Annotated in this window: 10 protein-coding genes and 1 pseudogene; 4 read left to right on the forward strand and 7 right to left on the reverse strand. The window is 51.7% G+C overall.

What is annotated here, in order from left to right; all coding sequences use genetic code 11:
* The first annotated feature begins 3 nt into the window (after positions 1 to 3).
* From ACFMKP_RS11805 to ACFMKP_RS11820, 4 genes are all read left to right on the forward strand, one after another.
* Positions 4 to 714, forward strand: coding sequence for a DUF4145 domain-containing protein (locus ACFMKP_RS11805; RefSeq protein WP_382292045.1), 711 nt, complete (start codon positions 4 to 6; stop codon positions 712 to 714).
* 183 nt (positions 715 to 897) lie between these two features.
* Complete coding sequence (locus ACFMKP_RS11810; protein ID WP_382292047.1) at positions 898 to 1,374, forward strand: hypothetical protein; 477 nt, start codon at positions 898 to 900, stop codon at positions 1,372 to 1,374.
* Positions 1,375 to 1,450: 76 nt separating this feature from the next.
* Positions 1,451 to 1,615 (forward strand): hypothetical protein, encoded by a 165-nt coding sequence (locus ACFMKP_RS11815; RefSeq protein WP_382292049.1) that lies wholly within the window; start codon positions 1,451 to 1,453, stop codon positions 1,613 to 1,615.
* Between the two features lie 107 nt (positions 1,616 to 1,722).
* A complete protein-coding gene (locus ACFMKP_RS11820) occupies positions 1,723 to 2,226 on the forward strand; it encodes a DinB family protein (protein WP_382292051.1) in 504 nt (167 codons plus the stop codon).
* A 222-nt stretch (positions 2,227 to 2,448) separates the two neighbouring features.
* On the opposite strand, the gene ACFMKP_RS11825 is transcribed toward ACFMKP_RS11820, so the two are convergent.
* The 7 genes and pseudogenes from ACFMKP_RS11825 to ACFMKP_RS11855 all read right to left on the reverse strand — a co-directional run.
* On the reverse strand, positions 2,449 to 3,864 hold the full coding sequence (locus tag ACFMKP_RS11825; RefSeq protein ID WP_382292053.1) for a lipopolysaccharide biosynthesis protein: 1,416 nt from the start codon (positions 3,862 to 3,864) through the stop codon (positions 2,449 to 2,451).
* A complete protein-coding gene (locus ACFMKP_RS11830) occupies positions 3,861 to 6,692 on the reverse strand; it encodes a DUF4012 domain-containing protein (protein WP_382292055.1) in 2,832 nt (943 codons plus the stop codon). Before ACFMKP_RS11830 ends, ACFMKP_RS11825 begins: the two co-directional genes overlap by 4 nt.
* Complete coding sequence (locus ACFMKP_RS11835) at positions 6,676 to 8,403, reverse strand: polysaccharide biosynthesis tyrosine autokinase (protein WP_382292057.1); 1,728 nt, start codon at positions 8,401 to 8,403, stop codon at positions 6,676 to 6,678. The genes ACFMKP_RS11830 and ACFMKP_RS11835 overlap by 17 nt, the downstream gene beginning before the upstream one ends.
* Positions 8,404 to 8,406: 3 nt before the next feature.
* On the reverse strand, positions 8,407 to 9,456 hold the full coding sequence (locus ACFMKP_RS11840; protein WP_382292059.1) for a DUF11 domain-containing protein: 1,050 nt from the start codon (positions 9,454 to 9,456) through the stop codon (positions 8,407 to 8,409).
* Between the two features lie 258 nt (positions 9,457 to 9,714).
* Positions 9,715 to 11,895 (reverse strand): glutamate mutase L, encoded by a 2,181-nt coding sequence (locus ACFMKP_RS11845; protein ID WP_382292061.1) that lies wholly within the window; start codon positions 11,893 to 11,895, stop codon positions 9,715 to 9,717.
* A gap of 19 nt (positions 11,896 to 11,914) precedes the next feature.
* Entirely contained in the window at positions 11,915 to 12,580 is a 666-nt protein-coding gene (locus ACFMKP_RS11850) for a hypothetical protein (protein ID WP_382292063.1), read from the reverse strand.
* Positions 12,577 to 15,257, reverse strand: a pseudogene (locus ACFMKP_RS11855) (hypothetical protein); the annotation flags it as partial. The pseudogene ACFMKP_RS11855 and the gene ACFMKP_RS11850, both read right to left, overlap by 4 nt.

Below are 15,257 nucleotides of genomic sequence, written 5' to 3' on the forward strand. Positions count from 1 at the left end.
AACATGTCTGAAGAAAGCAGGCCAGAACAAGGTCAAGAAAAATCTATCCGCTGTCACCATTGCAACACGATTACTGCCCATAAGAATATATTCCAACACTATACCTTTACAACCGCTGATGAAGATTACAATCCTCAAAATCCTGATAGTACTTATCAGGATCTTGAAGAAATATTCTATATAAGCTGGGTTTGTTTGGGATGTAAAAATGTTACATTTGAAGTAAAAAACTTCATGGAGTTTCCTGATGGAATTACTAGATCAAACGTAAATTTTTATCCAGAATATAACTCTAATAAGAAAAGTACAAAAAATTTTAAGATTTTACCATCAGAAATTATTAGTATATATCGTGAAAGTGTATTATGCTATAACACTGGTGCTTATAGAGCAAGTGCTGTTTGCTTAAGGGCTGCATTAGAAGGAATATTAAGTAATAAAGGTATTACCGGTAAGGATTTATATACAAAGATTGAAAATTTTGCATCTCAAGGAATATTATCAAATGATATAGCAAAATTATTACATACATTTCGGTTTATGGGAAATGAGGCAATTCATGATCTCACAAAGATTAATCCTTCTCTCATTGAGATAAAGTATGCTATCGAAGCTATTGAAATAATGATCGACTATATGTATGAAGCTCAAAATGAATTGAAGACTAAGATGAGGATATTAACAAGAATGCGGGATTCTGAATCAGGAGAATAAGAGTAATTTATAAGTTCAATGCTTTCAATAATTGTTAAACTAAGCCCCTTGGCTGCGCAATTCAGCCAAGGGGTTTCCTATTTTAGGCTGTTTGGTGGAATCATTTTCAATTACGACAATAAATAGTTTACAATACAACATCATGCAAGGATCGAAATCATAGACCTAGAATAGGAACATGGAATGCAAGCAAAACATGTGCTAGACCGCTTTAACCTGTGGCTAGAACAATCTGACAAAGTGCTTGAATACCTTGCCATTGAAGATGCGCTCAACCTTATGCTTGGATTCTATCGCGAAATTCGGATTGACGATTGTGATCTGGCCAATGATGGTGATATGTTGCTGTTTCAATGGGGTGTTGAACAGAACGGCTTAAATGCACATTTTAGTTATAATTTGACCCGCCATTTGGTGGTTGAAAAAACCTATGTTGATGATGATGGCGAGTGGATCGACGATTCGGTTAAGCAGCTTTCGCTGACGTTTCGCTATATTTCCAATTTAAAGTTAGCTAGTTTGGGCCAGGGCAATCAATGGTGTTTACATCCTGAGGAGCTGGGCGAGTTTGAGCAATTTTTGCGTACCCATCCGGCTACCCTCGCAGTTAACCACCTGCATGCCCGTTCGATTGACCTGAGCTTCAAACATTTAGAATAATTTGACAAGCAGATCAGCCATCGCTATACTTGATTAGACAGTTTCTTCCGATTAAATTGTTTTTATTGAGGCAACGATGGTTGATCTACTTTTTGGTTGTTTGCAATTAGCGCTTGGCGGTGGCTTATTGATCGCCAGCTTTAAGCTGACCAAGCAGAGCAAACCACGCTCAACCAACAGCCTCAAACAAGCCGTTCTGCGCCAACAACTCCTCGCGCAACGCTCCAAATCCCAACAATAATTCGATAAACCGTAGCTGCCATTCTGTCGTTTTGCTGGCTGCTTGCGTTGACACATGGCTAGGCGTATAGTACATTTGTCCTATTCAATTGCGCAAGAGGTGATCGTATGAATGGGATTCTGTTCGACTCATTTCAGCACAATAGTTGGGCAACCAAGGTGCTCCTAAAGGTCTGTAGCGAGCTTAACGAGGAGCAACTTGTCACAACGGTTGTTGGCAGTTATGGCAATATCATCGCGACCTTCAACCACATTATTTTATCGGATGCGCGCTATTTGCATCATCTTTCAGGCAATGCACCTGATTGGCTGCTCAATCGCGATCTGAGCAATGATTTTGCTGTGCTTGAAGCGCGCGCTGACGAAGCAGCCAACAATTGGCAGCAATTCTTCACCCAGCCAGTCGATGGCGAGCAGCTAACGATCCTTGTTTCAGGGGATTATGAAATTCACGCCGGAGCCTTGATTGCTCAAGCGCTGCACCATAGCAACATTCACCGCGAGCAGATTTGTGCAATCCTGACATCTTTAGGCATCGAGCCCCCAGATATTCAGCCATGGGCTTATGCCCATGAAACTGGGCGAGGCCGCAACCTGCCTAGCGAGCAATAAGCTGATCCCCTCACCCCCCAGCCCCCTCTCCCACTGGACGCGGGCGAGGGGGAGCCGCAGATTGTTCAAATCAACGATTTTCTGAGCCGCTACGCCTTTAATCCTCTGGACGCGGGCGAGGAGGAGCCACATCTTGTTCAACGCATAATTGCAGCAGAACCACAGAATGAACGCCCCTCGCTCGCGCCACGGGAGAGGGGTTGGGGGTGAGGGGATTAACATTTATTTCCGCAGCAAGCTCAACAACATTTTGGGCTGGCCCCAACGCCAACAACAGCCCAACCACACGCCAACAAGCGCCAATTTGAGGCCAATCAATGGCCAACTAAACGCCAACGGCAACCAACTTGCCAGCGCCACACAGGCGATAGTTAGGCCGAGCCAAGCAAGCACTGCCTTAACATCAAAATCGATTGGATAGCGCTTTTGGGCCGCGCGATAGACCAACCACGCCGCGATCAACTGATCGCCTGCGGCGGCGATGGCAGCACCAACCAAGCCCAACCACGGCACAAGCATAATCGCCAAACCAACATTCAAAATAGCGCTCAATAAGCTAGTTTGGCCTAAAACAGCTGTTGCTTTGGTAATCGTCAGGCCTGTTGCCACCACCGTCAATAAGCCAATCGCCATCAAATTAACTGCATACCAACCAACTGCAGGCGCTGCTGGCAGATAATCGCCAGTCGTCAAAATTCGCAGCAGTTCGGGGGCAAATAAGGCCAAGCCAGTTGTTGCAGCGCCCAGCAGCATCGTGTAGCTGGTCAGATATTGGCGATAGCTGGCGTTGGCGGTCGGCGTGTTGGCAATCGCTAAGCTATACGGCAACCAAGCCTGATTGGCAGCACTAATCACAATCCAGACGATAAAGCTAATTTTGGTAGCCGCTGCATAGTGGCCAATTTGCTCCAACGAGCCAAAATGCAGCAAAATTTGGCGATTGATCAAGGTCATAGCCACAAAATAGATCGAGCGCGGCAAAAAGCCCAAGCCTTTGCCCAATAATGTTCGTAATAGCTGCCAATCGGGCTTGCCAAGTTGACCACGCATCAGCAGCGTCAAACCAAGCGCCAATAAACAATCAACGACCAACATCGCACCAAAATAGGCGCTCAAGCGCTGGCGACTTTGCAGCATCCAGCCAATCGTCAGCAAGGCCGTCGCCGCAACCCGCAACACAGTCAGGCCAAATAAACGCAGGGCTTTGCTCTCTTGGCGCAAGGTTGTAAACCACAGGCCGATGATGCCATTCGCCAGCTGGCTCCACAAGCCCAAGCGCAAGGCCAAAATTGTTTGCTGATCGCTGCGTTCAAGCAGTTGCATGGCGAGCCATGGGGCAAGTGCATGGCCAATTAATCCCATGAATAATCCCAAAAGCAAGCGCGCCAGCCAGAGCGAGCCAACCAAACGCCGTCGATCAAGCGTTGCTTCATGAAAATAGAGCGCCAAGGCAAAATCGCTGCCCAAGGTCACCAACTCGATTGCAAATAAACCAACCAAACTAATCAGATCGACGCTGCCATACAGTTCGGGGCTGAGCAAACGGGTGATAAACGGCAACAGCAAAGCCCCAATCAGCTTGGTTGCCACGCCCGTCAAGGCATAGAGCGCAGTATCTTTGAGCAAGCGACGACTCACGGGCTTGCATCCACCAGCCGCAAACGCTCGGCCAAACCAGGATGATCAGGGTTGATTTTCGCGGCGTTGGCATAAGCATTACGCGCCTCAGCCAGTAAATTCAATTCGCGCAGCGTATCGCCCAGCACCAAATAATAATCAGCTTGTGGATCAAGTTTAATCGATTGTTCAAGCGAGGATTGGGCTGCTGGCCAATCGCCCACAGCCCGTTGCTGCAACCCCAAATAATACCAAGCCAAGCTATTGGTTGGCGAGATTATGGTAACTTGCTGCCAATCGTCAATTGCCTGTTGAGGTAGATTCTGGCGCTCGTAGCTCTCAGCGCGGCGGCTCAACCACGTAACATCATTTGGAAAAGCGCCAATTCCCTCATTTGCCAATTGCTCAACTGCTGACCAATTTGGATGATCGTTGGCATAACGCCGCAGCCAATAGCGATCGTCCCACACTGTGCGATCAGTGGGATCGAGGGTTAAAAGCAATTGATAATAGCGCTCAGCTTGGGCCAAATCGCCAGCCATACGTTGGTCAAACGCCAAGCGTTGGAGCGCCAAACGTGGATTTTCTAGCTTTTGCAAGGTTGCTTGGGCAGCAGCGCCATCGCCACGCTTGAGTTGTAGCAAGGCCAAGGCCAAACGCGCGGCTTGGCTGGTCGGTTCACGCTCCAAGGCTGTTTGATAAGCTTGCAAGGCAGCGTCATCATCATTATTTAGCTCGACCAGCCAACCAGCTAAAAAGGCCGCGCGCCCAGAATCGGGCAACAATGGTTGCAGTTGGCGCAAAAGTTGGTTGGCAGTGCTTGGATCGTGCGTCCAGCGCAGGCTAACCACTGCATCCAAGGCCCGATCAAGTGTATTGCTAGCTTGCCAAAGCTCAAGGGCGGCGCTGGTTTCGCCTTGCTGCCAGCGTTGCCAAGCTTGTTCGGCGGCCTGCTGATCAGTGGTTATTGGCATGTCGCTTGGAGCTGGCTGAATTGCAGCATCAATCAAGCTCAGCTCGCGATCGTGTTGCAACGTACCACGCCATTCGACCTGTTGCCCAGCTTGACTAACACGAACATGAATCGGATGCGCCAACGTACCAGCTTGTTTGAACCAGCTTAATCGGTAGGGCTGGCTTTGCAGATTGGGCAAATAACTCAGCCGAATCGTGCGCGTTTGGCCCGGGTAGAGCAACATATACCAACCAACGCTGGTCAAGTGGCCTTCTTGGGCAATATCCGGCGGCGTATCAGCGCCTTCCAATTGCAAGGGCAGCGCATTAATCGGCAAATAAGCCCGCGCATAATCGCCATAACAGCCTGGAATGCGCTGCTGAATTGCCAAGCCGATGTTGTAGCAATAGCCATAAACCGCGTGCTTGCTCAAATCGGCGCGCCAAGTATCGTAGCGATTGGTGTAGGTAATTGTCAGCGTGTTGGTCAATGGCCGCGCTTGGGCATCGAGTTGCACATCAAGCTGCATGCGCTGTTCAATAAAGTTTTGGCCATCGCTATAGGATAGATCAGCATCGACCAAGGCCAGCAGATCGTGCTCAACCTGCGGCATTGTGCCAGCCCAGCCATTGGCTAGCATCAGATTTTGGCTGGTTTGATCATTGAAATAGATGCTTAAATGGCGTTGTTGCAACGATGCTTGCAAGCTCGCGCCAAGCTCTAGCCATTGGCCAAAATTGGCATGGCGAGCAGTTTCAAGGGTGCTACGAAACAAAGCCGCCAAAAATTGTTTATCGCCAGTTACGTTCTGGCCGTCGTAAAACCCAAAAATGTGCTCAAGGCTTGCTGCTTGCGCCATTTGGCCGTAGCCAGCAATTTCCAACGGCGCGAGCACCTGAATCAGACCTTGCAAGCCATACAAATCGAGCGCAATCACCGCATCGACTTCAGGTTGTTGGTTTAATTGCCAAAATGTTTGCAAACTTTGGGCCGAGGTTGGCCAATCAGGCCACCAATTGGCATCGCGCAAGGTCCAAATTGAGGCCCGCAAATACTGGTTGTAGGGCTTGGGCATAGCCGAGCCAGCAGGCGCAACCGCCGCAAAATCGGCGCTATTGAAGTAAGCCAGCTTGCTAATGCGGCCTTGCTCAAGCGTCAAGGTTGCAATGCTGCCAATAAAGCCGCCACTTGGCCGCAATTCGAGCGGATTTTGGCCAGCAATCAATAAACGCAACGGTTTTTGCGTGCCCCAACCATCAGCAAGCAACGGCCACGCTCGTTCAAGCAAGCCAAGGCTGGTTTGGGCTGCAGTCAATTGCTGGTCAAATTGAGCAATTTGGGCTTGATAGTTGGCCAAAAATGGCGCTGTTTGCAGGCTGGTTGGCACGCTGCGCCATGTTTGTTGCAATTGCTGCACATCGCTTTGGAGTTGCTGCCAATGTGGTTGATTGGCATTCAGCCAATCCAACATTTGCTTGCTCCGTTGTTCAGCAGGCAGATCGAGCAGCGCAAGCAAGGGATTAAATTGGTGGCAATAACCCGCTGTTAAGCCCAAGCCTTGATGCGCAACATCGCTAGCAGCGGGCAGCGCACCAATCCAAGCATCACTTTGGCGCAGGATGGGGTGTAACGGCAAGCTCAATCGGCGCAGCCAAATAACGCTCTTGTGGGTTGCAGCAAGCTCATCACACAACGCTTGGGCTTGGCTGCTACCCAGCGGTCGAGTTTGCAACACATCGTGTACGTTTTGGCTTTGGATAGAGAGTTGGTAGCTAAACCAAGCCAGTATCCCAAGCCAAACCCCAAGCAACCCCAAAGCATATAGGAAAAAACGCCGCAAGCGGCGTTTTGTAGGAGCTTGATTGGTTGCGCTTGAGTTACTTGGTTTGCTCATGGCTAGCCATCTCATAGGCCGATTCTGAGCGCTCAAGCGTTGAATCGTGCAAATCCAACGGCGCTGGCTCGCTCATGCTTGGCACTGGCTGATGCTCATCTTTACGATTCCAGAAGCGGCGGCCACGATTCGCGTTATGATGCTGATCGTAGTAGTAGGTGTAGTAGACACCATAGCCCTCGGAGCGCGCATCAAGCTTATTAAAGACCAAGCCAATCAGCCGACCGCCGACCGTTTGAACTGCGGCACGACATTTAGCCAGCATATCGCGGCGGGTGCGTTTGGCTTCTGCCACCAGCACAACCCCATCGACACGCGGAATCAAAGCAATTGGGTCGGTTACGGTCAAAATTGGCGGCGTGTCGAATAAGATCCAATCGTATTCCTGCTGCAACAGCCAAATTAGCATTTCCATGCGCTTGCTGCCGAGCAATTCCGATGGATTCGGCGGCAACGGGCCACTTGGAATCAGCCACAAATTTTCGGCAACTGGCAGCACCGTGCGATCGCGAATGGTTGGATCTTCGTTATTGGTAAGCAAGTTGGTCAAGCCATATTCGCTGCTGACCTCAAACACCCGATGCATCATTGGCTTACGCAAATCGGCATCAATCAGCACGACTTTTTGGCCTGCTTGAGCCAGCACCCACGCCAAATTGGCCGCGACAGTGCTTTTGCCTTCCTCTGGTTGGCTGCTAGTCACAATCAAGGTGCGGGCTTTGGTATCGACGTTCGAAAACTGCAAATTGGTGCGCAAAGTACGAAAAGTTTCGGCGGTTGGCGAACGCGGATCGAGCCGCGAAACCAAGCGCTGAGCAGCTTTGGTGACTTTGGTTTCTTGCTTAACAATCGCTGCCAGCAACGGCGCATTGACCAAATCAACGCCTTCATCTGGCGTTTGCACGCTATCATCGAAATATTCGAGCAGCAAGGCCAAGCCAAAGACCAAGGCAAAGCCCAAAATGCCAGCCAAAATGGCGCTACGAATTGGCCGTGGTGCAATCGGCGTAGGATTGACCAACGCCGATTCGACGACGCTAATTGAATTGGCCCGATTGCCCAGCGCCGTGCTATACAACGTGCTCAGCGTTTGGCGATTTTGATTTTGGCTTTGTTGCTTGAGCTGCAGATTGGCAATTAACGATTCGGCGGCTGGCTTATCGGCCCCGATTTGTTCAATTTCAGCTTTGAGAGTTTTAATTTCCTCGTCGGTGCGGGTAATTTCCTCGTTGAGCGTCGCAATCTGGCGATTAACCTCATCGAGCAATTTGGCCTCGGCGCTTTGTGGCCCCGCCGGACTAGTCAAAATCAGCTGTTCAGCAATGGCATTGGCAATATCGGCAGCCTGCTGCGGATCGTCGGCCTCAACCGCAATATCCAAAAACTCAGTTTCCTGAACTGGCCGCGTCGTGATAATCGCCGAACTGGCAATATCGCGCACATTTAAGCGTTGCTCAACCGCCTCGATGGTTGTGCGACTTTGAGCAATTTGGGCATAAGTCGAAACCAAGCGTTCGCTGGCAACCAAACTGCCATAATCGGGGTTACTATTTTGCAGGGTTTGACCAACAATCACCCGCGTGCTGCTGGCATAGCGTGGCGTTTGGCGGCTGCTGATCGCATAGGCCGCGCCAGCAGCGACAATTGGCCCTAGCACTAACAGCCAGAGCCAACGTCGCAAACCAGTGAGATAACGACGAAAGATATTCATTGATTAAGCTTCGCTCCGGCGGCGACTGACCATAAGCAACAACCCGCCAGTGATTGCCAAGCCCAAACCAAGCCAGAAAATCCATGGGGCTTGGCTCGGAGCGCTGGTGTCGGGCAAGCCGACTGGGGCGCTGCGATCAACCGCAATCGCAACTGGATTGCTGGGCGTGGTTGAAGAACCGCCGCTACCATCGCTGGCAACTGCTTCGGCAATGTTGATGCCTTGTTGGCCGCTGGTTGTGCCAGCTCGAATCTTGGTGGTGATCACAATCGTGACGCTTTCGCCAGCAGCCAAATCACCAACGCTCACCTTGACAGCTTGGCCAGTGGTGGTTGCGCTACCCTTGCTGGTTTGCACACTGACAACTTCTAAGAAATCAAGAATTCGGTCGTTGACCACCACAGCGGGCGCGGTTGTGCCGCCAGTGTTACGCACGACAATTTTAAAGCTAATCAAATCGCCAACTTTGCCACTTGCTGGGCTAGCCGACTTTTCAACTACCAATTTTGGCCCGCTTGGGGCTTGGGTTGGTAGCGGCGTAGGCGTAACGGTCGTATCGCCGCCAACTGTGACAGTCACGATATTACTTGATGAGCTTGAACCACTGGCAGTATTGACAATCGCCACGTTTTGGCCGACTGTGCCAGCTGCCGTGCCCGCCCGAATTCTGGTTGTAATGGTTAATGTTACCGATTCGCCGCTGGCTAAAGTGCCAACATCGGCGCGCACCTCTTGTCCGCTGAAGCTGGCAGTTCCTTTGCTACTGCTTGCGCCAACAACTTCCAAGAAATTAACCACACTATCGGTAATCACCACATTGGTTTGAGCTTGTGGCTGATCGTTGGTGACATTGATCGAAAACGTCACCGTATCGCCGGGCAAGCCATTGCTTGGGCTAACGGCTTTGGTAATCGGCAGATCAAAATCAGGAGTTGGGGTTGGGCCTGCGGTTTGACCATAGGCACGCCATGCGCCGTCAAAGCCAAAGAGCGCCAAACCCAAGCCGAGGACACAGAAAATAGTTCCCAGTACCCGCGTGAGGCGTTTGTGCATGGCTTGCTCCTTCTAAGCTAGAGTGAAAAAGGGGAAAATGACAACAATTTACAAACAGCAATCTAGCGCTTTAGAATGGCATAAATGCCAATAATCAAGCTCTTTGCGCAATGCTGTGAACTATCGATCAGCATAACACGCGCCAGCAAACGCTGTCAAACCCTTTTGGCGCAGAAGTTTTGATCCTGTGGGGGATTTTTAGCGGGATTAAACGCAGGGCAGCCAGCTTAACCAAAAGCTGGCCGCCTTACAATTGGCTTATTTACGGCGGAAAAAGCCACGCTTGGGTTTGTTTTGTTCTTCCAACTCGCTGCGCAAGGCGCTAAAGTCGGCGGGCGCAACTGGTTGCGATGCTTGGCGTTCGCCTAAATCCAACACTGGCTCGCTATTGACTGGCACATCAAGGCCGCTCAGCCAATCGGGCAATGGTTCTTCTACGCCAAATTCGCTTGGCGCTGGCATTGCCAGATCGTTGGCGTTCTCGCCTTCTTCGCGCAGCCAATCGGGAATCGCGTTTGGCTCCTCGCGCTCTGGCAGCATTTGGGCTGCCGCAGGCGCAGGTTCAGGAATGCGGCTAATTGCCGGAATTGGCTCAAATGCTGGCAGCGGTTGCTCATCAGATTGGGGTGCATACGGAATGAGTCCATCAACCACACCTAATTGATTGAGCCATTGCCATTGTTGATTGCGGCTTTGCGCGTCGCTGTTGCGTTGGGCTAAAGGCCGAGGCCGTGCGTCAATCACCAAACCAAGCGTGCTGCCGGTAATCGCTGCCAAGGCAGTTTCGACCACTTCGCCTGGCAAATTTGCGCCAATTTGCACTTGCTTGGTTGGGCGCAAGCGCAAGGTTGCCCGTTTGCCGTGGGCCAATGGCAAGCGCCGAATCTCGCCATGGTGAATTTGGATAATGATTGGCGCGCCGCTGACTGGCACAAGCTCAACTTCAGCCACCAAATCACCCAAGCGCAACGAGCTATTGATCAACAAATAGCTGGCCAAGGCTCCATTGCGCAAAATATCTTGTTCGAGCAAGCAAAAACTTGCATCAGGATACTTCCATGCGGTTGCGCCAGCCAGCGCCAGCAAACCATCACGATCAAGGTAAATATCGCTAATTAACAAACTACGATCGCGATATTGTTGCAAGCGCCCGAAATCAAGCCCATCGACAAGGCTCAACAATGCTTGGGCTGGGTGAATGGTATGAGCCAAGGGGCCGCCAGTGGCAATAATCAAATCGCTGGCTAATTGCGGCTGTTCATCAAACAGATCATTTGAGACAACTCGTAACGCTTCGCGGACCAAGGCTTGTTCAATCAAAAGACTTTCGCGATCGATTGGCACAATTTGCGGGCGAATCAGCCGATTGAGCATATGTTCGCGCAAGGCCGAATCGCTCATTTCAAAGGGCAGCCAACGGGTGATATTGCTAGGCCCAGCTTGATCAACCAAGCCAGCAATCCCATAAGCTGTGCCACAATTGGTTTCAACGGTGATATGCAATTGGGTGCCATCGGAGGCATAGCCAGCGCTGGTCATCGCGCCAATATCGACAATTAAGGTATTGCGGCCATGATGTTTGGCAATAAAGCGCACCAATGGCCCAAAACCATCGCTGGTAGAACGCACAAAATCGCTGCTCATTGCGCGCATGCGGTTAAAGCTTGGCAATTTTGGGAGCACCCGATCGTTGTAGGAGCGAATTAATTCCAAGCGGGCTGGCATTAATTGCTCAACGCCAATTGCTGGCAGCACATTCGAGGTTGCGGTAATCGGCGCAATCGTTGAAAGCGCATCTTCGATGCCAGGGTAGGCGGCAGTATTGCCAGCAAAAATAACGTGGGCAAACTCGCGCGAATTGATTTGTTCGAGCCGCAACACTGTAAAGCCAAGCATGTGGGCCAAACGCTCAAGTGGCGCGGAGTTGCCGCCATCGATACCACCAGCCATCAAAACCGTGGCGGCTGGCAAGCGCACCAAATTGGCTAATTGATAGTCAATCCAGCTTTCGCCTTCGGCCAAATCGGGGTCGCCGTATTCATCGAGCGTCACCATATCGAGCACGGTAGTGTAGCTCGAACGGGCCACCCGCCGCAAACTCGCACCAGTGGTATCATTCGAAATCGCCGCCAGCACAATTGGCAAGGTTCCGGCAGCGCTGGTGCTGACCACCATGCCATCAACACCAGAGCCATCAGGGCGATGCGGAGTCATCAAACCATCAACATGGGCAATCGCCCGAAAGGTCAGTTGCTCAATTTCGCGAATTGCGGTCAGAATTCCTTGCCATGCATCGGCGATTGGTGGCTCTAAGGTTGAGAGTGCTTGGGCACGACCCAACAAGCGATACTCGCCAGCAACCAATTCGAGCAACGCCACATGGGTAAACAATGTGCCAATATCAACGACAAGCAGTGCAGCAGGATCAGCGGTCGTCATATCAATCCTTTCGCAACCCCTAAGAGATCACGCCTATTTGCCGCAGCAAAAACTGGATTCGATCAATCAAGGCTGATTGATAGGTGATCAACGTAGCGGCAAAGACCGCCCCCAAACTTAGCAAGAGCCACATCCGACCGACTTTTGCTACCACGCTTGGCTTGAGTGTTTCGCTATGATCAGCGGCTTCTGGCGTTGCGGCCTTGCTAAAGCGAAACGACAGTAAGACCAAGACAACCCCAATGACCAAGACAAGTTTGCCAAGGGCGACGGCTAAACTACTGCCATCGGTAAAACTCGTGACCGAGAAGAACGATGATTGGAGTTGAGGCAGCAACGTGCCAAGAATGGTGCCAGCAATCGCAATGGCGGCGGCCACCCCAAACAACAGTGCCAATGGCACGTTGGCCAGCCATGAAAGCTGTTGGGTGCGCAAACGGGTCAACAACAGTAACCCAACCAGCACCGGCACAATAAACAATGCCGTGCCAACGCTATCGGGATTATCGATCATATCGCCGCTTGGCACGATAAACACGGTTGTAATGACCACAGTTAGGGTATAGCCAAGCGCCAAACCAACAAACAAATATTGGCTGAAGCGAAAGAGTGGATTTTCGCCAAATGCCCGGCTGAGCACAATTAATGTCAAGCCAAAGGCGATCCAAGGGCCAAGCGTTGTCACAAGCTATTCCTCTTTCCACGGATACGCCGTTGCAACTGAAGCACCCCGCCCACCAGCACCACCAGAATCGTGGTGATCATGCCCAAACTCAGCGCGTTGATCGAGCCATTACTCGTCGTGTCGATCGAACGCAGCGCCGTATATTGCTGCTCGCCAACTAAGCCAGCAGCAGTATAAATCGCCGCTTGGTTGCCGTTGACGTTAACATCAACATAGGGTTGAATTTGGGGCAAAACTTCGTTTGTGGTTAAAATTGCCACAGGCAAAGATGGTTCACGTGACCAGAATTGTTCCATCCAGCGCTGAACGTCGCTTGGCTCATCAGCAACCACAATCAACAGATCAAGATCTCTGGTGGTGGTAATGCGCGGTCGATCAAGCTGATTATTCGAATTGAGCTTCGACATAATGCGCAATAAATTAACGTCAGCACCTTCGCGATTTTGCAAGAGATTGGCAATTGTACCGCGCAAATTACTGCCAAGCTGTGCAATTCCAACTTCGTTGCCTTTGACCCAACCAAGATTCAGATATTCGGCACCTTCGCCAGTGTAGCCGGTCGTTGGATCGATGATTGGGAATTGGGCGGCTCGTTGGCTAGCAAGCAAGCTGCCTTCGGTATCGGTCGAAAGCAACAGCATTGGCACTTTGCGATCGATCAAGTGTTGAGTGATTGATTGTTCGAGTGGCCCCAACTCGGCGTTATGGCGTAAATCGCCTTCATAGGCAATCAGCACGCGACTTTCAGGGTTGAGCGTTTCAACATAATTGTAGAGATCGCTGGTATTACCGCCAATCGTCAAGGCTTGAGTATTGATCGCAAGCAGATTCGGCACGAGCAGCCCAACAACCAAGCTGAGCAACATCAAAATTGCCACAATTCGCTGTGTGCCAATGCGTTGCCACCATGGTGGCGTTGCAACAATTGGTACTTCGGCTGGCTCGGGCAGTGGCTTCGTAACCAAATCTTGCAGCAAGTGCATGGCCGAAACCCGCTCAGGCGTTCGGTTCAGCAAGGCAGGCGGAGCTTGATCGAGCAAACGGCCAGTTGTTGCAGCGTTTGCCGCAACCACAGGCTCTGGTTCACCTAAAACTCGCAGCCAATCTGCTGATTCAGCGATAGTTGGAGCCGCTTCTGGTTCAACAACGGGAGCTGATTCTTCTTGTTTAACTGTTTGACGCAACCAAGCAGGCAAATCAACACTACCCAACAAACCATCATCTTGCGCAGCTTGAGCTGGCTCATCATCCAATAGCCACGAAGGTGTGTTGCCAGGAATACTTGGCGCAGCGGTTGCTGGCGTAGCAGGAATTTCAATATCTAAATCATCGCGCAACCAAGCAGGCACGTTCGCAGCTTCAGCCTTTGTGCTGGGCGTTTGCGGAATGCTCGGCTCAGCCTTGGTTGGTGGAACGATCGGCGTTACATCGTCTTGCAACCAAGCAGGCACATTGCTGGCAGCGCTATCCAACCTGACGGTTGGCAGATCTTCTTGCAGCCAGGTTGGCAAGCCTGCTGCTTGATTATCAAGCTTGACGGTTGGCGCTTCTTCATGCATCCAATTGAGCGAATCAGTTGGTGCAGCTGAAGGCGGCGTTTCAAGCTCATTGAGCCAAGCAGGAACATTCGGATCTTGCTCATTTGAGTCAAGTTTGATAGTTGGATTCACAGGCGGTAAATCAGCAACATCGGCCTGCAACCACGACGGAATATCGCCGCTCGCTACTGGTGGCACTGCCGGAGCATCGGCCTGCAACCACGACGGCACATCGCCGCTTGCTACCGGAGCCGTTGGCGCTGCATCCAAATCAGCCTTCAGCCACGCCGGTACATCCTGCTCTGTGCTATCAAGTTTAACTGTCGGGGTGGCTTGTGGCATATCAGCCATGTCGCCGCGCAACCACGCGGGCACATCATCGCCTGCATTCGCCGCTGGTGGCGCTGCCGGAGCATCGGCTTGTAACCACGACGGCACATCGCCGCTTGCTACAGGAGCCGTTGGCGCTGCATCCAAATCAGCCTTCAGCCACGCGGGCACATCCTGCTCTGTGCTGTCAAGTTTGACCGTCGGGGTGGCTTGTGGCATATCAGCCATGTCGCCGCGTAACCACGCTGGTACATCATCGCCCGCACTGGCGGCTGGTGGCGTTGCCGGAGCATCCGCTTGCATCCACGACGGCACGTCGCTACTTGCTGCTGGTGGCGTTGGCGCTGTATCAGCCATGTCGCCGCGTAACCACGCTGGTACATCATCGCCCGCACTGGCGGCTGGTGGCGTTGCCGGAGCGTCAGCTTGCATCCACGACGGCACGTCGCTGCTCGCTACTGGTGGCGTTTGCGCTGCATCAGCCATGTCGCCGCGTAACCACGCTGGCACATCGCCGCTCGCTGCTGGTGGCGTTTGCGCTGTATCAGCCAAATCACCGCGTAACCACGCTGGCACATCATCGCCCGCATTTGCCGCTGCTGGTGATGCCGGAGCATCGGTTTGCATCCACGACGGCACGTCGCTACTCGCTGCTGGAGCCGTTGGCGCTGGGGTTTCCAAATCGCCTCGCAACCATGCGGGCACATCATCGCCCGCACTGGCTACTGGTGCTGCCGGAGCATCGGTTTGCATCCACGACGGCACGTCGCTACTCGCTGCTGGAGCCGTTGGCGCTGGGGTTTCCAAAT

Origin of the sequence: Herpetosiphon sp. NSE202, from assembly GCF_042688385.1 — a bacterium.
In the GTDB taxonomy this organism is placed as follows: Bacteria; Chloroflexota; Chloroflexia; order Chloroflexales; family Herpetosiphonaceae; genus Herpetosiphon.

What these genes read in the sequence shown, in the direction of transcription:
- ACFMKP_RS11805 (WP_382292045.1), top strand. Translation starts at nt 4, where the DNA reads ATGTCTGAAGAAAGCAGGCCAGAACAAGGTCAAGAAAAATCTATCCGC.
- ACFMKP_RS11810 (WP_382292047.1), top strand. Translation starts at nt 898, where the DNA reads ATGCAAGCAAAACATGTGCTAGACCGCTTTAACCTGTGGCTAGAACAA.
- ACFMKP_RS11815 (WP_382292049.1), top strand. Translation starts at nt 1,451, where the DNA reads ATGGTTGATCTACTTTTTGGTTGTTTGCAATTAGCGCTTGGCGGTGGC.
- ACFMKP_RS11820 (WP_382292051.1), top strand. Translation starts at nt 1,723, where the DNA reads ATGAATGGGATTCTGTTCGACTCATTTCAGCACAATAGTTGGGCAACC.
- ACFMKP_RS11830 (WP_382292055.1), bottom strand. Translation starts at nt 6,692, where the DNA reads ATGAGCAAACCAAGTAACTCAAGCGCAACCAATCAAGCTCCTACAAAA.
- ACFMKP_RS11835 (WP_382292057.1), bottom strand. Translation starts at nt 8,403, where the DNA reads ATGAATATCTTTCGTCGTTATCTCACTGGTTTGCGACGTTGGCTCTGG.
- ACFMKP_RS11840 (WP_382292059.1), bottom strand. Translation starts at nt 9,456, where the DNA reads ATGCACAAACGCCTCACGCGGGTACTGGGAACTATTTTCTGTGTCCTC.
- ACFMKP_RS11845 (WP_382292061.1), bottom strand. Translation starts at nt 11,895, where the DNA reads ATGACGACCGCTGATCCTGCTGCACTGCTTGTCGTTGATATTGGCACA.